The organism is Levilactobacillus enshiensis, from assembly GCF_007115095.1.
GTDB classification, from domain to species: Bacteria; Bacillota; Bacilli; order Lactobacillales; family Lactobacillaceae; genus Levilactobacillus; species Levilactobacillus enshiensis.
On sequence record NZ_SULH01000004.1, the window covers coordinates 88,477 to 106,631 of the forward strand.

Sequence of the window (18,155 nt, forward strand, 5' to 3'; positions counted from 1 at the left end):
ACTGCTTCTTCGTAGTGGTAAGCAGTCGCGTCAAGCCAGTCCATATCTGGTAAGACAATTTAACCGCTATGTTGCCTAGTTGGCGTTCAAATGTTGTGCTTAAAACAGGCATTTTAATAAGCGGCGGTGTAGGTCCAATCATAGGAGAGTAACTGATGGAATCGTTCTCCAATTGGAACCCACAATTTGGCTTTGGCGATGCTAGCAATGGATTCCCAGAATAACGGGTCCTTTCGCTCCTGGTCACTAAGGTTAATGTTGACATAACTTCCGGCTTCCGTTTTCGCAATCACGTACGGGTAGAACACCTTGGTAATTTGGGCGGGAGTAATCGTATGAATTTTTGGGTTGTCATCAATCAGCATATCGAACGCTTCCTTTCAATTTATAAACTCAGTATAGCGATAAAAAGTAAAGGAAACTATCATCTTTGATTAAGGATTTACTGAGAATTTCTTAGGTTGTAAAGGTTGAAAGCTGAAACTCAGACTTCAACCCGGTATTGGCAAGCATTCGTGCCGTTAAATTGCGCTCCGGTTGCCAGGTATTCCGCCTGCTGTGGGGCCGCTTCAGACTGGCAGAATATCAGTCTTCTCGCGCGATTTGAGGCCACGAAAATCACGTACCGCCAAAGTCGGCCGTGCGGTAAGGCGACTAGACCACCAAGTTGCCTAATTTTAGGGCTACTATTGTTGGTAGAACAGGCATGAACAGTACTTTGGAGCTTTCAACCTTTAGTTAGGTCGTAATTGGCGATGAGGTTGACGCCTGTGACGCGTCAGCTTTTTTCAAGGTTACCGCAAAGCAACTCCCATGGGGAGCATTGTCCGTGACCGTGATGGCCCCCTGATTGAGCTGGACCAGCTGCGACACGATAGCCAGGCCGAGACCGCTGCCTTCAATTTTGCTGGAGCGAGAGGCGTCGACCCGGTAAAAACGCTCAAAGATGTGTTCCCGGTCGGCAACGGCGATACCGGGGCCAAAGTCGGCAACAGTTAGGGTGACAGTCGTCGGCTGTTCGGCAATTGTCACGTTGATCTGCTGGTCTTCCGGTGAGTATTTATGCGCATTGTCCAATAAGGCGATGAGAATTTGATGGAGCATGTCCGTGTCGCCAAGAACCATTGTGGGATGATCGGTGCCCTGGAAGGTGACATGCTGACCGACTAACGGTTGGTAATGATCGACGACGCCCTGAGCCAGTATCGTGAGATCGAGGGGGTGTAGGGTGACGGCAGCCCGATCGGCACGGGATAGGTGGAGTAAGTTTTCAATCAAATGTTGCATGCGCAGGGATTCCTGATCGATGAACCCCAGGGATTCGGGGATGACCTCTGGATGCTTGTCGCCACGGCGTTCAATCAGTTTGACGTTCCCACGAATCGTCGCAATTGGCGTTCGCAACTCGTGCGAGGCGTCCGAAATGAACTGTCGCTCGCGTTCTAACCGGCCGTTCTGGGCGGCCAGAAGTTGGTTGAAGTCTTGCGCCAATTGAGAGACTTCAACAGGTTCCGTGGGCCGCGGCAGTTTCGGCTGGGTCGCTTCGGGGTTGGCTGCGGCGGCTTGAGCGGCCTGGGCCAATGCAATGGTTGGCGCGCTGATCCGGTTGGCTAGCCGACGGACGAAGAACAGACCAATTAGGAGGCTCAACCCGATGGCAATGATGATGACGGCAATCAACACGTGTAGGTTACCGACCAACACGTGCATCCCGATGAAGAGGGAGTACGTGCGTCCCCCGGTTTTTAACGTTTCCGAGAAATAGAGGCCCCAATGTTTAATGTAGACCAGATGGGTAAAGGGAACCGACCACGTGTTGGCCTTGGCGAGGCTGGTAGTGCGGGGCAAGAGAGACGTGGTGGTGCCGTCAGCATTTTTAATGAGCACAAAGGTGTTGTGAGAATTGAGGCCACTGGTCCGGTTGACCGTCAGCCAATCTTTGAAATTGCTGACCTGAGTGGTTTTGAGGCTGGCGCTTAACTGGGCGGCTTGATCTTGCGCACGGAATAGCTGGTCGACGCTCAATGCGACGCTCACCGTGAGCACGATGACTAGGCCAATGACCAGCAGGAGCCGGGTAAACGAGTGACGAATGATATCCGCATAGGTCCGTGGCGGGTGGTTAGTGTTCATTGACATCATCTTCCTTTAACGTGTAGCCGACACCACGAATCGTGTGGAAAAGGTGGGGCACGTCATTTTTATCAATTTTGTTACGGAGGTAACCGATGTAGACATCGACGACGTTTTGTTGGCCGAGAAAGTCGACGCCCCAGACGTTGTCAAGAAGCTCGTCGCGGGTGAAGACTTGACCGGGATGTTGCATGAGAAATAGCAGCAGGTCGTATTCACGTTGGGTCAGTTGTAGCGTCTCACCGCCGCGGTCGACCTGACGGGTCTTGGTAATGAGGGTGAGGTCGGCGAGGTGGTAGGTCTGGTCTAAGCCGCTCTGATGGGCAGTCCGTCGTTGAATGACTCGGATGCGGGCGAGTAGCTCCTCGATTTCAAAGGGCTTGGTGATGTAGTCGTCAGCTCCGTTGTCGAGCCCGGTGACTTTGTCTCCCAAGTAGTCGCGAGCTGTCATCATAATGACGGGCAAGTCATCGTGTTTACGGATGCGGCGGAGGACTTCCATGCCGTCCATCTTTGGGAGCATCCAATCGAGCAGGACCAATAGAAGGTGATCTTTTTCCCGTTGGTAAGTTTCCCAGGCGGCTTCCCCGTCGGTGGCGGTCAAAACGTCAAAGTCCTCAAAGGTGAGTTCTTTGGCAACGTAACTGGCAAGACCCGCTTCGTCTTCAACCAGTAGAATTGTGTTTTTCATTAGTAACGACACTCCTTTTACAGCGGATAAGATGTAATTATCATTTTTAACGGTAAATTTTAGGCACCGTCGGTTAACGAGATGGGACGAGTAAATGCTGATTTGACGGGCTTAACGGCATGATACCATAGAATCATAATCCTTGATTAAGAAATTCATATATTAACCTTAATCTAGATTCAGGATAGAAGTGGTGTGGCGATGGTATAACTAATACATCGAAAGCGATAAGCCAGAACAACTAACTGAGGAGTGGTTAAGATGACTAAAATTAAATCAATGATGACTAAAGTAATGCTGGGTGCCATGACCGTGACGACTTTGATGGCAACATCCGCGGGGGCTTCCGCTGCAACTCGGCCGACCACGGGGGCAGCTGCCCCAGAAATCGAACGGACCACGATTACGTTTAACGCACAACCGGCGACAGAAGTGCACGTGACGAAAATCAAGCTTAATAAGCGGGTCACAACCAAGCAGATTTCAAGTCAGGTCCAAACAGCCGTGGATGCAAGTGCCCTCAACTTAGACCAGAAACACCAAGATAGTCAGTTGAAGTAACGGAGACTGGCCGTCAGCTTCCGTCCAGTGAGGCGGAGCTGACACCAAATGAAATCATTTTCCCCTTAAAATGCCAGGTACAACCCCTTGCACAAACTTCCCCCAAACAGATACCTGCAAGTAAAGTGGTTTCTCCAACTGATAGGTCTGAAAACCGAATCGCCCCCTTAACAGCGATTCAGCCAGCAGAATAGAAAGTGACTAAAAGTAGTGATGGCGAGACCGTTGCTATTTTTTGTGTTATTTTACTAACGGTTGAAAGATAAAATTCAGGCCTCATCTCAGTGGGGATAAGCAGTTGCACCGTTAAATTAGACTAAATTGGGCGCACTTCGGCTGCCAGGGGTTCCGCCTGCTGTGGCAAAGAAAAAGTCAGCATCACGACTAACTCCAGCGAGTAGTTGTGAATGCTGACTTATGAGTGGGTAAAGTTAGGCGTTCAGCACCGCGTCAGTCACCGGAACATCACCATTAACGATTGTAATGATCTGCTTAGGTAGGGGATGTTTGACGACTGCAACAACGGTTGCCGCGACATCTGCCCGGGAAATCTTAGTTGTGGCGGCAGTGGCCGTGTCTAAGGTGATTTTGCCGGTAGGGGCATCGTTGGTCAGGATACCAGGCCGAACGATGGTGTAGTCCAGATTGGTGCGGTGTTGGAGCCATTGGTCAGCGTAGTATTTGGCAACGTAGTAGGGCCGAATTCCGGATTTTTCCCAGAAGGTGCGGTCATCAGTGCCCATAGCACTTACGATGATGAACCGTTTGATACCAGCCTTTTCAGTAGCAATCATGGACTTAACGGCGCCATCGAGATCGATATTGAGCGTCATGTCATCGCCAGTGCTACCACCAGAACCAGCGGAGAAAATAACGGTGTCTACGTCGTTCATTGCGGGAACTAGGCCATCGGCGGTGCCCATGAGGTTGACCATCCGTGGCTGGCCGCCGAGTTTTTCAATGACGGCAGCCTGTTCAGCATTGCGAATGCCACCATAAACCGTTTCGCCAGTTGCGGCGAGTTGGGCGACAATGTGTTGACCAACTTGGCCGTGTGCACCGATAATTAATGTTGTCATAAGAAAACCTCCATTTGTAAGTGAGCTTACTATCTTTAACCATAAGGGTTTTCGTGTCAAAATTCAGCTAAAGTGACTCGGAAATTGGTTTGAAATCGTTGTGGGACCTAAGCTTGCGGGGATTAAGTTGTCCAAAACCGTTTTGTGAAATAGATTACGATTCCTTTCAACTGGTTTTTCAGTCGATAAGCCGTATAATAGAGTTAAATCATCCTTAACAGTTTGTTGGACAGTGAAAATGTAACCGTTTTAACTAATGACTTACTGATTAGCTTGCTGTGTGGGGGGAGAACATTACAGAAAAGGGGTCGTTTAACAATGGCAACGATTTTAGTTCTAGGTGGCGGATATGGCGGCATGCGGGCCGTTAAATTTTTACAGCGGGAAGTTCCAAGCGAGGACCAGATTATTTTAGTTGATAAGTCCGGAACTCACGTTGAGAAGACGAACTTACACGAAGTTGCGGCCGGGACCATTGCACCGGATCGCATTACGTACGAGATCAACGATGTGATTGGTAGCCGGGTCAAATTCATCCGGGATACCGTGACGAATATCGATATCGACCAGAAGCAGGTCACACTGGAGAATCATGACCCACTGACCTACGACTACGTGCTCATTGCGCTGGGCTTCCAATCTGAAACGTTTGGCCTGAAGGGGGCAGCGGAAAATGCGTTGCCACTGGAAGATTTGGAAACGGCCGAGGCCATTTACCAACACATTGAAAATAATATCAAGGATTACGCGAAGACTCAGGACCCGAACGACTTGCGAATTGCCGTTTGTGGGGCTGGTTTTACGGGAATCGAACTCTTAGGTGAGTTGACCCAGTCAATGCCAAAGCTCCAGACACGGTACAACACACCGGAAATCAAGATTGCCTGCTTTGAAATGGGGAAGACGATTCTGCCAATGTTTGACAAGTCACTCGGTGACTACGCCTTGAACTTCCTGGCAAAGCACGATGTCGAAATGAACCTGGGGGCGGCAATTACCGAAATCAAGGATGGCGCCGTGGTTTACAAGGACAGCGATGAGCAGGAGCATGAATTTGCGGCCAACAATATTATCTGGACTGTTGGGGTCAGTGGCTCCCATGTCATTGCGGACTCCGGTTTCAGTCAACGCCGGAACCGGGTCGTTGTTAAAGATGACCTGACACTGGAAGACCATCCCGAAGTTTACATCATCGGGGATGTTTCCGCCGTCATGGACCCAGCTAGCAAGCGGCCATATCCAACGACTGCGCAAATTGCGCTAGCTTGTGCCTCCCACGCAGCTAAGAATATTGGCTTGGCGTTACGTGGTCATGAGACCCGGCCCTTCGTTTACAAGTCTAGCGGAACCGTGGCTTCCCTGAGTGATCGCGATGGGATCGGTGAGATCTTTAGCAGTAAAAAGAAGGTTCGCGGCTACATGGCTTCGGCACTGAAGAAGATTATTACGGACCGTTCCTTAATGGAAAGTGCCCACCTGAGCACAACGTTAAGCAAGGGTCGGTTCGACCTCTATCATTAAAATAAAATGTGATTGAAAAGCCGTGGCGAAAATGTCACGGCTTTTTTTGATGGCTATAGCCGGGTATGCGGTGGATAGACTGCAAAAAATAATGGCAAAGAACCGTATACCACGCCGAATATTCTGCTTGGACACTGCTGGTTAGGTGGCTAGTTCGGAGAATGATCGCTCGGTAGGCATTTACTTGGGAGATAAGCACGCTAAAACGGCATCAGAACGGGACTTATGATGGGGTGTCAGTCGATATGTTCAGGCTGGCTGGCGACTATCTAAAATATAGTGACTAGCTAACCTAGTCCGCAACTAATACTTTTTGGTTACAGAACAGAAAAAGCGGGTGACAGATTAGCTCACTCGCTTCTTTAATGGTAAAATAAGGCAAAAAGGGTGATGAGGATGCTCCAGAAGAAGTTGGCAACCCCACTAGGGACGGTCACTGTCATGTCAGATGGCTTGAACCTGACCGGGTTGTGGTTTGCAGACCAAAAGTACTATGGGAGTACTTTGCCCAAGTTAAGTTTAGTGGGGGATGCGCCCGTGTTCGGTCGGGTAGCGGATTGGTTGACGGCGTATTTTGCGGGTGAACGCCCGGTCGTTGATTTTTCTGTGCGACCAAGCGGAACGTCATTTCGCCAGACGGTCTGGACAGTCCTGCAACAGATTCCGTACGGTGAAGTGCGGACATATGGTGAAATTGCGGCGGTGGTTAGTCAACAGGTCGGTCATGACGTCGGTGCCAGAGCAATTGGTGGTGCCGTCGGTCACAATCCGGTTAGTCTGGTGATTCCGTGTCACCGGGTCGTCAGTGGAACGGGTGAGTTGACCGGTTACGCTGGGGGCTTAAAACGGAAAAAGTCGTTGCTACAACTGGAGGGTTGCCTACAAGGAGACCAAGAACAAGTCATACTCGAAAAAAATTGAGGGTTATCCCTTAATTTTACGTGTTTATTACTAATTGTGTACAAAACAATAGTACAATCAGTTAAAACCTATGCTATAATCAATAATGTTCAAAAAATGAACCATGTTATTGTTAATATCAATAACTAGTTAGAAACCGTCTAATCTTTTTTACGAAATGGGTTTCTTCTCACTAGAAGACGCGTATAATTTTAGACAGGTTAGAATAGACATGAAAGTTGTCAGTTTCTGGGGGGATACTGACAATGATTAATACGTAAATCAAAATGGTGTGTGAATGATTGGAGGTATCACGATGGCTGCATCAGAAACTAAGGAGCGAATTGCGGAGGCCTTGGCTTCGTTGTTGAACCACAATACGTTTGATAAGATTACCGTCCGGGAGATTGCGGATGAAGCGGAAGTTCACCGGAAGACTTTCTACTACTATTTCGCGGACAAGTACGAACTGCTAGCGTTTGTTTATGAGCACTTCATTGTTGAAGCGCCACGTCGCGAGCAACCTTTGACTTTAACCTTAGAGAACTGGCGTCCCGCTGTAATTCAGTTACTAGAACGGATCGCTGATAATTCAAAAATTTTTCTAAACGCTTATCCCTATGATGATGGGGTTTGGCGACAATCTGCGAATGAATTTGTGGCCTCACGACTGTCAATTTTGCTTCACGCAATGCCCGAGTACCGTTACTTAAAAGAAGACGTGATTGATACGTCGGCTGAATTTATTGCCGCCGGTGCTTTAGGCATCATTAACAAATGGGCGGATGACGATTTCACGGCAAGTCCGCGAACCGTCTTAGATCAAATCACAACGGCTAACCGTTTGTTCAACGGGGTTTTGGACCGTTGGAAGTTAAGCTAGTCTTATTAGAAAAGTTGTTGGCTGTGTGCCGGCAACTTTTTTTGTGGGCAACACGAGTTATGCATTAAGGTGTGGGGAATGGACATTATGAAGTGGGGGACAAACTGTATCCTTGAAAGCGACGATTTACAAATGAAAGCGCTTAATATGTATGCGACGTTGGTATACCAATTATTTATTTGCAACCGGTTGAAAATGAGGATTACCGGTAATTTCACTAATAAATTGATTATTTAATCACAAACGAAGTACTAGCATTATGGGATTGTAGGGGGTATAGTACAGAGCGTAAGGGGTTACATTGTGAATCTGGACGAACCCCACAAGGAGGATATTACCATGGCATACCAAACTACAAATCCCTATACCAATGAAGTCGTCAAGACCTACGAAAACGCAACACCCGAATACGTTGAAGAAAGTTTAGCAAAAGGACAAGCCCTTTACAAGAAATGGCGGAACGATCCAGTTGCGAGTCGAATTCCGGTTCTACGCAAGCTGGCTAAAATTTTCCGTGATGAAACTGATAGTTTAGCTGAAGTGTTGACCACGGACATGGGCAAGCTGTTCGCCGAAGCTCAGGGGGAAGTTATTCTCTGCGCGGAAATTGCCGAATATTACGCCGACCATGCTGAAGAGTTCTTAGCACCACGAGCCATCGACAGCATTGCCGGTGACGCCCAACTGGAGAATCATCCACTGGGGGTTCTGATGGCGGTTGAACCTTGGAACTTCCCATACTACCAAATGATGCGGATCTTCGCCCCGAACTATGCGGTGGGTAACCCAATCGTGTTCAAACATGCCGCGATTACGCCAACGTCAGCGGTCGTCTTTGAAGACGCCGTTCGCCGGGCCGGAGCACCAGATGGCGCACTGACCAACTTGTTTGTTTCTTACGATCAAGTCTCCGATATCATTGCCGACAAGCGAATCCAAGGAGTCGCTCTGACCGGTTCCGAACGGGGCGGGGTTGCTGTAAACGAAGTTGCTGGTAAATACTTAAAGAAGACGACGATGGAATTAGGTGGAACGGATGCCTTTATTGTGGCAGAGGATGCTGATATGGCTGACGTTAATGCCATTGCACCGCGGGCACGACTCTATAATGCAGGGCAGGTCTGCACATCATCCAAGCGGTTCATCGTGACGGCGAACCACTACGATGAGTTCCTAGAATCGCTGAAGGCGGCTTTTGCCTCAGTTAAGTTGGGCGATCCAATGGATCCAGAAACGACGTTGGCCCCAATGAACTCCAAAAAGGCTAAGGAAAAATTGCAGAAGCAAGTGGACGCAGCGTTGGCAGGTGGTGCCACGGCTTACTTTGTACATGACGCAGTCGACAGCGACGGCCAATTCTTCCTGCCAACGATTTTGACGGATATCACCAAGGATAATCCGGCATATGGCAAGGAAATGTTTGGCCCCGTTGCTCAGGTCTACAAGGTTGCGAACGACGAAGAGGCCATTGCTTTGGCTAATGACTCTGACTACGGTCTGGGGGGAATCGTCTTTGCCGGGAGTGCCGAATCTGGTGCGGCCATTGCCTCCCGGATTGAAACGGGCATGGTCTTTGTTAATACCTTCTTCAGTTCCTTACCCGAACTCGAATTTGGTGGTGTCAAGAAATCTGGTTTCGGTCGAGAACTCGGCCAAAGTGGGATCTTCAGTTTCGTTAACCAAGAGCTTGTCGTTAAGCGGGATCACCCGAATGACGATGAAAACGGTGGCCTGATCTTACCTCACAAATTCTAAATTTTAGCGATATAAAAGGCCATCACGCCCAATCATTTTTCGGTTAATGATTGAGCGTGATGGCCTTTTTGGGGACTGTTAAAGGGTTTCTAGAATCTTGTCTTTAGCAACATTAGCAAATTTAATAAAAGTTTCTTGACGGTCAATAGACATTCGGTACTTAGGAGTTGTAATGGAGAAGGCACCATAGAGATGGTTAGCTTTAGTTAGCGCAAAGCCAACGCAGTAAACGTCGGGTTCGTTTTCTTCGTTATCGATGGAATATCCGCGTTGGCGAATTAGCGCGATATCATCGCGGAGTGCCTGGGGATCAGTGATCGTATTAGGCGCAATGTGTTGCAGGGTACCAACCCTTTCGAGATAGTCTTCAATTTCGTCATCACTGAAGGTAGCGAGCATGGCTTTCCCCATTGAGGAAGAATAAAGGTGCATACTACCACCGATATGGGATTTTAAATTGACACTCCGTTGGCTTTCATATTTTTCGACTAGCGTAACCTCATCATGTGCAATGATACCGAGGTTAATGGTCTCAGAGGTCTCATCACGAAGATTTGCTAGAGCTGCGTGGGTGATATCACGAATATCGAAGTTTTCAGCTACTCGTTGGCCGTAACGAAATAATTCCATGCCTAACTGATAGCTTTTCCCATCAGTCGTGCGAGTCACTAAGCCCAGAACGTCAAGTGTTGTTAGAATCTTCAACACCGTCGAACGGGTCATATCAATGCCGTCACTGATTTCCTTTAATGTCGGGGCCGCTTCCTGTTGGGCAATGTAATCCATGATTTGTTTTGCCCGCACCAGGACGGTTCCATATAATTTAGCTTCTGCCATATCGTTCACTCCATTATCTATTTCCGAATGAGAAATTTACCGTTTCATTAATCTTACTCAACTTTCCGTTAAAAGTAAATGGAGAGGGTTTACTAATCCAATAATCGTTGATTAATGGCACAACAAAAAAGCCAAAAACGGTTGTCTTTTTGGCTTTTTTGAGAATTATCACAGTTTAGCTATTATTAATAATTAACTAGTTGTTGTTAACCAACAGGTCAATGCCGTGACGAATTTCGTCGTCAGTAGCAGGGTATTCCAAAGCAACTGGCAAGCCCTTTGGCAAAATCTTCAGGGCAGCCTTCCAGTCAATAACCCCTTTATCAAGAGCAACAACGTTAGGCTTTGCGCCGCCTAAGACATCGTTCTTGACGTGAATGTAACGGGTGAAGTCGCTGAGCTTCTTAGCAACGTCCAATTCGTTTTCGTTAACGAAGCGCCAGTTACCTAAGTCAAAGACGAACTTGATATCAACGTTTACGGCTTTAACGGCTTCCAAGAATTTCAAGATGTTAGCAGAACTACCATTGGCAGTTGATTGGTCATTTTCAACGTTGAATTCAATGCCAGAATCAACATAGAGGGAAAGGGCGGAAACCAGATCGCCATTGAAGGCGGCAAAGTTACCAATATTCATCTTCAGTGAAGTGACGCCCATAGCCTTGGCTTCGGCGAAGTATGTAGGGAGTTCAGGATTCAATGCACCATCGTCGGTGAAAATCTTTTCTGGAACACTGTAGAACAGCTTTAATTGGTGCTTCTCGACGAAGTCCTTGATGTCGGCAGCTTCTGCAGCGGGGTCAGTAAAGAATTCCCGTCGAACTTCAGCTTGTTTGATGCCAAAGTCAACGACGCGTTGTAGCATGCTAAGTTGAGCTTCGCCATCGTTGTGTTGTTGGTCAAAAACTAACGTGTTGAGTACGATGTTTTGTTTATCCATGATTGAGCCTCCAAATTTATTATTAAAAGCACGCTTATAGTAATCGCTTACAAATAACTCTGTCAACTAAAAAAATACCGATTAATAATCAAAATTCATTAAGAATCCTGATTACATCGGTATTTTTTGTGGGTTGAAAATTTATTTTTGAACGGCGCTGAAATCTGCTTTTTGCGAAACTAATCGTAAAAATTCAGGCATAGATAAATCTTCGATCTTCTTAGTGGTATCTTCCAAGAATTCGCTGGCCTCGGAAGAGTTGAATTGTTCAATCAAAACGTATGCGGTTAAGTAGGCAAAGAGCTGTTCCTTGGCCTTATCCTGCATATTTGCTTTAGCAACGTCAGTCTTAGAAATGGAATCGACGAAGTGATAGGCGAATTCCTTGGGATCAATATGAATTTGTTTTGTGCTCATGTGATAGCCTCCTAATCAGTTAACACGACTCATGTTACAGCTTTAAAATGTCAGGTCAACATTGACAGTTTATGCACAATTCAGATACTGCTGAGGGGTACCGGTCTATCGCGATTTGCTTTTACATGAGGAGTAAAACTTTTTTTGATTGAAAATGGCTGAACTTTCAGAAAAAGCGTTTCCAATTTGGAAATCATAGCTAGAGCAGTATAGGAAAAAAGAATCGGGGAAAAAAAGTTTAAAAAAAACGATTCGTGTTCAATCCCGCCACGCCAAGCTTCTTGAAAGCGTTTTCGTCTTTATCACGTCTGCATGCTCAAAATAACACTTGCTTTTTATCTGAATCGGAGATATGCTGTGTTTGTCAAAAAGGAAATGCAATTTCCAAATAAGAAAATTGGAGGAAACAAACATGGCATTTAGCATGGTAACGAAGTACGCACATAGTCCTAAGGATATTGACCACTACAACACTGATGAGTTACGTGACCAGTTCTTAATGGAAAAGATTTTTAACCCAGGCGACGTTTTGTTGACTTATACATACAACGACCGAATGATCTTCGGTGGTGTTACGCCAGTTGACAAGCCACTTTCAATTGCTTTGAGTAAGGAATTGGGTGTTGAATACTTCTTACAACGTCGTGAACTTGGTTTCATCAACATTGGTGGTGAAGGTAAAGTTACGATCGATGGCAAGGAAGACAAGATTGCACCTCATGATGGTTACTACATCAGCATGGGAACTAAAGATGTTCAGTTCGAATCTGTTGACCCAAAGAAGCCAGCTAAGTTCTACGTTGTTTCTACGCCTGCTCACCGGGCATACCCAACTAAGAAGTTGTCTTACAAGGATGCTATTGCAATGCCTATGGGTGACCAAGAACACATGAACAAGCGGACTATCCACAAGTACATTGATGCTTCTATTATGGATACTTGTCAATTACAAATGGGTTACACCGTTCTTGAACCAGGTAACTCATGGAACACGATGCCAGCTCACACCCATGCACGTCGGATGGAAACTTACCTTTACACTGAATTCGGTTCAAAGGACACCCGTGTTGCTCACTTCATGGGAACTCCTGAAAACACGAAGCACATCTGGTTGGAACCTGACCAAGCTGTTGTTAACCCAAGTTACTCCATCCACTGTGGTGTTGGGACAACCAACTACTCATTCATCTGGGCTATGTGTGGTGAAAACCAAACCTACGATGACATGGACGCTGTTGAAATGCATCAATTACGGTAATCACTTAATTTTTCGGAGGTAATATTAATATGGCACAATCCAGAGAAGAGATTGAGCACAACCAAGATTCATTGAACCAATTCAAGATGAACTGGTTTAGCTTGGCTGGTAAAGTTGCAATCATTTCCGGTGGTAACACTGGACTTGGTCAAGGTTACGCTGTAGCCATGGCAGAAGCCGGTGCCGACATCTTCATCCCAACATTTGGGACTGAAGGTTGGGACGACACCCGCGCATTGATTGAAAAACGTGGCCGTAAGGTTGAATTCATGGATGTGGATTTAACTGAACAAGGCATCGCTGAAAAAGTTGTTGCTAAGGCTGTAGAAACCTTTGGGCACATTGATATCGTGGTTAACAACGCTGGGATGATCAAGCGGAACCCTATCCTTGAATCTAAGGATAAGGATTGGGATCAAGTCATCGCAATCAACTTGTCCGCTGTTTATCACATGTCCTTAGCTGCTTCTAAGGAATTTGCTAAGCAAAAGTCAGGGAAGATCATCAACATTGGTTCAATGTTGTCCTTCCAAGGTGGAAAGTTTATTCCATCTTACACCGCTGCAAAGCATGGTGTTGCCGGTTTAACCAAGGCCTTTGCTAGTGAAATGGCTGCTTACAATGTTCAGGTTAACGCGATCGCACCAGGATACATCAAGACGGCTAATACGGCACCTATTCGTGCTGACAAGTCACGGAATGATGAAATCCTCGGCCGAATTCCTGCTGGACACTGGGGTGAACCTTATGAACTGATGGGTATCTCAGTTTACTTGGCAAGTAATGCCGCTAACTATATTAACGGTGCAATCATCCCAGTTGATGGTGGCTACTTAGTTCGTTAATCATACAAAAAATGGATACAGAGTTTATTCTCTGTATTTATTTTTTGGAAAAATTGTGAAAATATTTCAAAAAAACGAAATGCGCAGGTAGATATTATGAAAATCAAAAAAAATATTGAAAAAATACCTGGTGGCATGATGGTTGTACCCCTAGTCTTGGGTGCCGTTATTCATACTATCTGGCCGAAACTTGACGTTGCGTTGACAGGGGTTACTGGGTCTTACATGGTTGGGACTTCAGTTATCTTGTTCATCTTCTTCTTTGCCGTTGGGACCAACATCAATTTGAAGTCTTCAGGTAAGATTGCTGCTAAAGGGTTAAGTCTATTATTAGGTAAAGTTATTCTCGCGGCTATTATTGCTGTCATCCTGAACATGTTCCTTCCTAAAGAAGGGGTTACGACCGGGGTCTTCACTGGATTATCTGTTCTGGCGGTTTTGGCTGCATTCAACGCATCTAACGGTGGGTTGTACGTTGACTTGATGACGACGATTCCTAATCGGGATGTCGATGTCGCTGCCTATCCATTCTTCAGTATTCAATCCGGGCCATTCTTTACGATGATTACTTTGGGTCTTGCCGGTATTGGCGCCTTTCCATGGCCAGCACTGGTTTCAACTTTAGTACCATTCATCTTAGGGATGATCATTGGTGGCTTAGACCACGAAATGCGTGACATGTTTACACCATTACAAGGTGGATTAGTGCCATTCTTCGCCTTTACCATTGGTTACAGCTTGAACTTGGACATGATCTTACAATCCGGTTTGGTTGGTATCTTAGTTGGTGTCTTGGTTGTCTTTGTATCTGGTTACTTCTTATACTTACTCGACCGTTACTTGGTTCGTTCCGATGGTTTAGCCGGTTGGGCTGCTTCATCAACTGCCGGTGCTGCCGTTTCTGTGCCAATCGTTATTGCACAAATGAACCCAGCATTTAAGTCAACCGCTGGTTCAGCAACTGCCATTGTTGCTACTAGTGTACTGGTTTCCGCTATCTTAACTCCAATCGTGACGATGTGGTATTACCGTCGTTTGGTTAAAAAGGGTAAGATTGCGCCAGTTGAAGATGCTGACAAGAACGTTGAAACAAAAGCAACGACAAAACAAGCTTAATAATATAGAAGAAAAAGATTTTTGTACAAGAATTTCTTGAGTGGTTAGGAAAGTGATGAACAGTGGCTGAATTTTTAACAATCGGTGAACCTATGGCGGTATTTGCAGCGGAAAACGTTGATGCTACCTTAGTTGATGCCGCAAATTTCCAGAAGTATCTGGCTGGAGCAGAATTAAATGTCGCAATTGGGATTTCACGATTAGGGCATTCAACGGAGTATGTCTCATCTGTTGGGACAGATCCCTTTGGCAAGTACATCATTAAGGCTGTTTCTGATGCTGGTGTTGGCACCCAATACCTGGATAGTAACCCTGACTTTTGGACGGGATTTTATCTAAAGCAACGCGTGAGCCATGGCGATCCGCAGACTTACTATTTCCGTAAGAATTCAGCGGCTGCTAACTTTGACAGTAGTAGTCTCGATAAGATTGATTTTGATGGCTTGAAGATTGCCCATTTATCAGGGATATTCGCCGCATTGTCCGATAATGATTTAGCAGTCTTAAAAGACTTAAATCAACGGCTGATTCAACACAATGTCACGGTAACTTTTGATCCGAACCTGCGGCCAGCACTCTGGTCCAGTCAGGAACGAATGGTTGCTGTAACCAATGAATTAGCTAAACAAGCGAATGTGGTCATGCCTGGTATTAATGAAGGTGAAATCTTAATGGGATCACGTGATCCCGAAAAGATTGCGGACTTCTACTTACAGCAGAGTGAATTAACACAGACGGTTATCGTTAAATTAGGACCGGATGGCGCTTTGATTAAGCAGAAGGATGGTTCCCAAGAGGTCGTTTCAGGTTTCCGAGTTGACCATGTTGTAGATACTGTTGGAGCTGGTGATGGCTTTGCTGTCGGCTTCATCTCCGGATTACTTGAAGGAAAAACGTTGCGGGAATCCGTTAAGCGGGGGTGCGCGATTGGAGCCTTGGCCGTTATGTCACCTGGTGACAACGATGGCTATCCAACGCCAACGCAATTAGCAGATTTTTACAAGCAACAAGCAGCATTAAGCTAGATTAAATAAGGGGTCAATTGACTATGAAGAGAGCAGAATTATTAACCAAAATGATCAACACTGGGGTTATTGCCGTTATCCGTGCAGAAACTCCAGAAAAAGCGGTTAAAGTCGCCGATGCTGTTATCGCCGGTGGCGTTACTGGTTTGGAATTAACTTACAGTGTACCGCATGCTGATACGGTTATTAGTGAATTAGTTGGTAAATATGCTGATACTGATGTTGTTGTCGGTGCTGGTACTGTCTTGGACGCAACTTCCGCACGGTTAGCCATTATCGCGGGTGCCCAATTTATTGTTAGCCCAACTTTCGACAAAGACGTTGCTTTAATGTGCAACTTGTATCAAGTACCTTACGTTCCTGGTACCTTTACCGTTACTGAAGCCCAAACTGCTTTGAAGTACGGTTCTGAAGTTGTTAAGTTGTTCCCAGGTGCGATGGCCGGAACTGTTGCCATCAAGGAATACCATGGGCCATTCCCATACTTGAACGTCATGCCATCTGGTGGTGTTAATGTTCAAAATATGAGTGATTGGTTTGCAGCGGGTGCCGTAGTTGTCGGTGCCGGTGGTGGTTTGACCGCCCCAGCAGCAGATGATGACTTCGCTGGTGTTACGCGTAATGCCAAGGAATATATGGACGAATACAACCGCATCAAGAATGCAGAACTCGTTTAAGTTTAACTTGAAAAAGTCTGTCGATCAATTTCGATGGACTTTTTTTAATGGATGATAAATTTTGTTCAAAAACTATGTATGGGTATAAAATAATTTCATTTATTGAGACTATTGTGATACGCTGAACAGTAGAAAAAGTGAAAGGGTGATTTATGATGTCAGATCGTTTAAAGGGAAAAGTTGCCATCATTACCGGGGGAGTCGCTGGTATCGGGCTTGGTATCGCTGAATGTTACGTTCGTGAAGGTGCTAAGGTCGTTATGACCGCTAACCATAATGTTGATGGTGGTCATGCCGCCGTTGCCAAATTTGGTGACGATGTGAGCTTGTTCGTTCAACAAGACGTTGCTAGTGAAGCTGATTGGCAAAAAGTTATTGATGCCACGATTGAAAAATTTGGTAAGCTAGATATCTTGGTCAACAATGCTGGGGTTGGTGGCGTGAACGCTGCCATCGAAGATCTTGATTTAGCTGATTGGCAATCCGTAATTGACATTAATTTGACCGCTAATTTCTTAGGTGAAAAGGCAGCCATTAACGCCATGAAGAAGACCAACAACGCTAAGGGATCCATCGTCAACGTTTCCTCCGTTGCCGGCTTAGTTGGTTTGCCAATGGCACCAGCTTACTCTGCCAGCAAAGGTGGTAGTCGCCTATTGACGCACGCCACAGCCTTGAACCTGGCACAACGGGGCATCGACATCCGGGTCAACTCTGTTCATCCTGGCTGGATTGACACGGCCATTATTCCTGACGCTGCACGGGAACAAATTATTAAGACGATTCCAGTAGGTCACCTGGGCAAGCCAAAGGATATTGGCGAAGTCTGTGTCTACTTGGGGAGTGACGAATCTGAGTTCGCCAACGGGGCTGAGTTCACGGTCGATGGTGGCCAACGCGCTTAGTCAAATTTTAAATATGATTGAAAAAAACGGTGGCCGCTCACTTCGAGAGACTACCGTTTTTAATACCCTTGCAGGTATCTACTGTTCTGTTTTTAATTTTGAGTAAATTGCCGCATCGTGATAATCATTTCCCGACGGAATGTGTTGCCGTAAAATACCATCGAGGTGGTAGTGGTTCCGCTCGGCCACATGGCGGCTCGCGGTGTTTGCCGTGGCTGCCAAGATGATTAGTTTATTGAGGTGCAGGGCGGTGAAGGCCGCTTGCTCAGTCAATGCCAGGCAGTGACTGACCACACCACGTTTCCTGAAATCGCGGCCTAGCCAATAGCCGATTTCGCCGTGACCGTCTTTCATCTCGTGAATATCGATCATGCCGGCTGGTTGGTCGGCGACCCAGATGATGCGTAGCCATAGCTTGCGGTCGGCGTTACGTTGCTGACTGTATTGAAGAAAGGCGGCTTCGTCGGCTGCCGATTGCATACTGTCAGCCCAAGGAAGCCACTGCTCAAGGTACGCACGATCCTGTTCGATTAAATTATATAGGGCGGTGGCATCGGTCACCGCTGGCTCTTTTAGTTGAAGAAAATCTGTCACAGTACTCACCCCATTATT

19 protein-coding genes are annotated in these 18,155 nt (G+C 46.4%); 11 read left to right on the forward strand and 8 right to left on the reverse strand.

Going from position 1 to position 18,155, the window contains the following annotated elements; genetic code table 11:
• Nucleotides 1-113 precede the first annotated feature (113 nt).
• The 3 genes from FAY32_RS05395 to FAY32_RS05405 form a co-directional block, all read right to left on the reverse strand.
• The gene (locus FAY32_RS05395) at nt 114-365 is read right to left on the reverse strand and encodes a hypothetical protein (RefSeq protein ID WP_143462439.1); all 252 of its coding nucleotides are present in this window, start codon (nt 363-365) and stop codon (nt 114-116) included.
• 373 nt (nt 366-738) lie between these two features.
• On the reverse strand, nt 739-2,133 hold the full coding sequence (locus tag FAY32_RS05400; RefSeq protein ID WP_143462440.1) for a sensor histidine kinase: 1,395 nt from the start codon (nt 2,131-2,133) through the stop codon (nt 739-741).
• Nucleotides 2,123-2,824, reverse strand: a complete 702-nt coding sequence (locus FAY32_RS05405) for a response regulator transcription factor (protein ID WP_143462441.1) — start codon at nt 2,822-2,824, stop codon at nt 2,123-2,125. The genes FAY32_RS05400 and FAY32_RS05405 overlap by 11 nt, the downstream gene beginning before the upstream one ends.
• A gap of 261 nt (nt 2,825-3,085) precedes the next feature.
• Here FAY32_RS05405 and FAY32_RS05410 point away from each other — a divergent pair, with 261 nt between their 5' ends.
• The gene (locus FAY32_RS05410; protein ID WP_143462442.1) at nt 3,086-3,385 is read left to right on the forward strand and encodes a hypothetical protein; all 300 of its coding nucleotides are present in this window, start codon (nt 3,086-3,088) and stop codon (nt 3,383-3,385) included.
• A 431-nt stretch (nt 3,386-3,816) separates the two neighbouring features.
• Here FAY32_RS05410 and FAY32_RS05415 read toward each other — a convergent pair whose 3' ends face one another.
• Entirely contained in the window at nt 3,817-4,464 is a 648-nt protein-coding gene (locus tag FAY32_RS05415; RefSeq protein ID WP_143462443.1) for an SDR family oxidoreductase, read from the reverse strand.
• A 318-nt stretch (nt 4,465-4,782) separates the two neighbouring features.
• Between FAY32_RS05415 and FAY32_RS05420 the strand changes: the two genes are divergently transcribed.
• From FAY32_RS05420 to FAY32_RS05435, 4 genes are all read left to right on the forward strand, one after another.
• A complete protein-coding gene (locus FAY32_RS05420; RefSeq protein ID WP_143462444.1) occupies nt 4,783-5,985 on the forward strand; it encodes an NAD(P)/FAD-dependent oxidoreductase in 1,203 nt (400 codons plus the stop codon).
• A 396-nt stretch (nt 5,986-6,381) separates the two neighbouring features.
• Entirely contained in the window at nt 6,382-6,906 is a 525-nt protein-coding gene (locus FAY32_RS05425) for a methylated-DNA--[protein]-cysteine S-methyltransferase (protein WP_143462445.1), read from the forward strand.
• Between the two features lie 295 nt (nt 6,907-7,201).
• Complete coding sequence (locus FAY32_RS05430; protein ID WP_143462446.1) at nt 7,202-7,768, forward strand: TetR/AcrR family transcriptional regulator; 567 nt, start codon at nt 7,202-7,204, stop codon at nt 7,766-7,768.
• A gap of 339 nt (nt 7,769-8,107) precedes the next feature.
• Nucleotides 8,108-9,523 carry an NAD-dependent succinate-semialdehyde dehydrogenase gene (locus FAY32_RS05435; protein WP_143462447.1) on the forward strand — a complete coding sequence of 472 codons (1,416 nt, stop codon included), beginning with the start codon at nt 8,108-8,110 and terminating at the stop codon, nt 9,521-9,523.
• A gap of 78 nt (nt 9,524-9,601) precedes the next feature.
• Here the strand turns inward: FAY32_RS05435 and FAY32_RS05440 are convergent, their stop codons facing one another.
• From FAY32_RS05440 to FAY32_RS05450, 3 genes are all read right to left on the reverse strand, one after another.
• The gene (locus FAY32_RS05440; protein WP_143462448.1) at nt 9,602-10,360 is read right to left on the reverse strand and encodes an IclR family transcriptional regulator; all 759 of its coding nucleotides are present in this window, start codon (nt 10,358-10,360) and stop codon (nt 9,602-9,604) included.
• Nucleotides 10,361-10,556: 196 nt separating this feature from the next.
• Entirely contained in the window at nt 10,557-11,300 is a 744-nt protein-coding gene (locus FAY32_RS05445; RefSeq protein WP_143462449.1) for a sugar phosphate isomerase/epimerase family protein, read from the reverse strand.
• A gap of 141 nt (nt 11,301-11,441) precedes the next feature.
• A complete protein-coding gene (locus FAY32_RS05450) occupies nt 11,442-11,717 on the reverse strand; it encodes a hypothetical protein (protein ID WP_048734590.1) in 276 nt (91 codons plus the stop codon).
• Nucleotides 11,718-12,129: 412 nt separating this feature from the next.
• Between FAY32_RS05450 and kduI the strand changes: the two genes are divergently transcribed.
• The 6 genes from kduI to FAY32_RS05480 all read left to right on the forward strand — a co-directional run bounded on the left by kduI (nt 12,130) and on the right by FAY32_RS05480 (nt 17,543).
• Nucleotides 12,130-12,975, forward strand: a complete 846-nt coding sequence (gene kduI, locus FAY32_RS05455; protein ID WP_143462450.1) for a 5-dehydro-4-deoxy-D-glucuronate isomerase — start codon at nt 12,130-12,132, stop codon at nt 12,973-12,975.
• Between the two features lie 29 nt (nt 12,976-13,004).
• Nucleotides 13,005-13,820, forward strand: coding sequence for a 2-dehydro-3-deoxy-D-gluconate 5-dehydrogenase KduD (kduD, locus tag FAY32_RS05460; RefSeq protein WP_143462451.1), 816 nt, complete (start codon nt 13,005-13,007; stop codon nt 13,818-13,820).
• A gap of 96 nt (nt 13,821-13,916) precedes the next feature.
• Nucleotides 13,917-14,936: a 2-keto-3-deoxygluconate permease gene (locus FAY32_RS05465; RefSeq protein ID WP_143462452.1), complete on the forward strand. Its 1,020-nt coding sequence runs from the start codon at nt 13,917-13,919 to the stop codon at nt 14,934-14,936.
• A 62-nt stretch (nt 14,937-14,998) separates the two neighbouring features.
• The gene (locus FAY32_RS05470) at nt 14,999-15,961 is read left to right on the forward strand and encodes a sugar kinase (RefSeq protein ID WP_143462453.1); all 963 of its coding nucleotides are present in this window, start codon (nt 14,999-15,001) and stop codon (nt 15,959-15,961) included.
• Between the two features lie 23 nt (nt 15,962-15,984).
• On the forward strand, nt 15,985-16,638 hold the full coding sequence (locus tag FAY32_RS05475; RefSeq protein WP_143462454.1) for a bifunctional 2-keto-4-hydroxyglutarate aldolase/2-keto-3-deoxy-6-phosphogluconate aldolase: 654 nt from the start codon (nt 15,985-15,987) through the stop codon (nt 16,636-16,638).
• Nucleotides 16,639-16,793: 155 nt separating this feature from the next.
• Nucleotides 16,794-17,543, forward strand: coding sequence for a glucose 1-dehydrogenase (locus FAY32_RS05480; protein WP_143462455.1), 750 nt, complete (start codon nt 16,794-16,796; stop codon nt 17,541-17,543).
• Nucleotides 17,544-17,621: 78 nt separating this feature from the next.
• Here the strand turns inward: FAY32_RS05480 and FAY32_RS05485 are convergent, their stop codons facing one another.
• Entirely contained in the window at nt 17,622-18,137 is a 516-nt protein-coding gene (locus FAY32_RS05485) for a GNAT family N-acetyltransferase (protein WP_158727546.1), read from the reverse strand.
• Between the last annotated feature and the right edge of the window lie 18 nt (nt 18,138-18,155).

What these genes read in the sequence shown, in the direction of transcription:
- FAY32_RS05475 (WP_143462454.1), top strand. Translation starts at nt 15,985, where the DNA reads ATGAAGAGAGCAGAATTATTAACCAAAATGATCAACACTGGGGTTATT.
- FAY32_RS05435 (WP_143462447.1), top strand. Translation starts at nt 8,108, where the DNA reads ATGGCATACCAAACTACAAATCCCTATACCAATGAAGTCGTCAAGACC.
- FAY32_RS05395 (WP_143462439.1), bottom strand. Translation starts at nt 365, where the DNA reads ATGCTGATTGATGACAACCCAAAAATTCATACGATTACTCCCGCCCAA.
- FAY32_RS05425 (WP_143462445.1), top strand. Translation starts at nt 6,382, where the DNA reads ATGCTCCAGAAGAAGTTGGCAACCCCACTAGGGACGGTCACTGTCATG.
- FAY32_RS05420 (WP_143462444.1), top strand. Translation starts at nt 4,783, where the DNA reads ATGGCAACGATTTTAGTTCTAGGTGGCGGATATGGCGGCATGCGGGCC.
- FAY32_RS05450 (WP_048734590.1), bottom strand. Translation starts at nt 11,717, where the DNA reads ATGAGCACAAAACAAATTCATATTGATCCCAAGGAATTCGCCTATCAC.
- FAY32_RS05415 (WP_143462443.1), bottom strand. Translation starts at nt 4,464, where the DNA reads ATGACAACATTAATTATCGGTGCACACGGCCAAGTTGGTCAACACATT.
- FAY32_RS05445 (WP_143462449.1), bottom strand. Translation starts at nt 11,300, where the DNA reads ATGGATAAACAAAACATCGTACTCAACACGTTAGTTTTTGACCAACAA.
- FAY32_RS05465 (WP_143462452.1), top strand. Translation starts at nt 13,917, where the DNA reads ATGAAAATCAAAAAAAATATTGAAAAAATACCTGGTGGCATGATGGTT.
- FAY32_RS05480 (WP_143462455.1), top strand. Translation starts at nt 16,794, where the DNA reads ATGTCAGATCGTTTAAAGGGAAAAGTTGCCATCATTACCGGGGGAGTC.
- kduI (WP_143462450.1), top strand. Translation starts at nt 12,130, where the DNA reads ATGGCATTTAGCATGGTAACGAAGTACGCACATAGTCCTAAGGATATT.
- FAY32_RS05440 (WP_143462448.1), bottom strand. Translation starts at nt 10,360, where the DNA reads ATGGCAGAAGCTAAATTATATGGAACCGTCCTGGTGCGGGCAAAACAA.
- kduD (WP_143462451.1), top strand. Translation starts at nt 13,005, where the DNA reads ATGGCACAATCCAGAGAAGAGATTGAGCACAACCAAGATTCATTGAAC.
- FAY32_RS05430 (WP_143462446.1), top strand. Translation starts at nt 7,202, where the DNA reads ATGGCTGCATCAGAAACTAAGGAGCGAATTGCGGAGGCCTTGGCTTCG.
- FAY32_RS05400 (WP_143462440.1), bottom strand. Translation starts at nt 2,133, where the DNA reads ATGAACACTAACCACCCGCCACGGACCTATGCGGATATCATTCGTCAC.
- FAY32_RS05405 (WP_143462441.1), bottom strand. Translation starts at nt 2,824, where the DNA reads ATGAAAAACACAATTCTACTGGTTGAAGACGAAGCGGGTCTTGCCAGT.
- FAY32_RS05410 (WP_143462442.1), top strand. Translation starts at nt 3,086, where the DNA reads ATGACTAAAATTAAATCAATGATGACTAAAGTAATGCTGGGTGCCATG.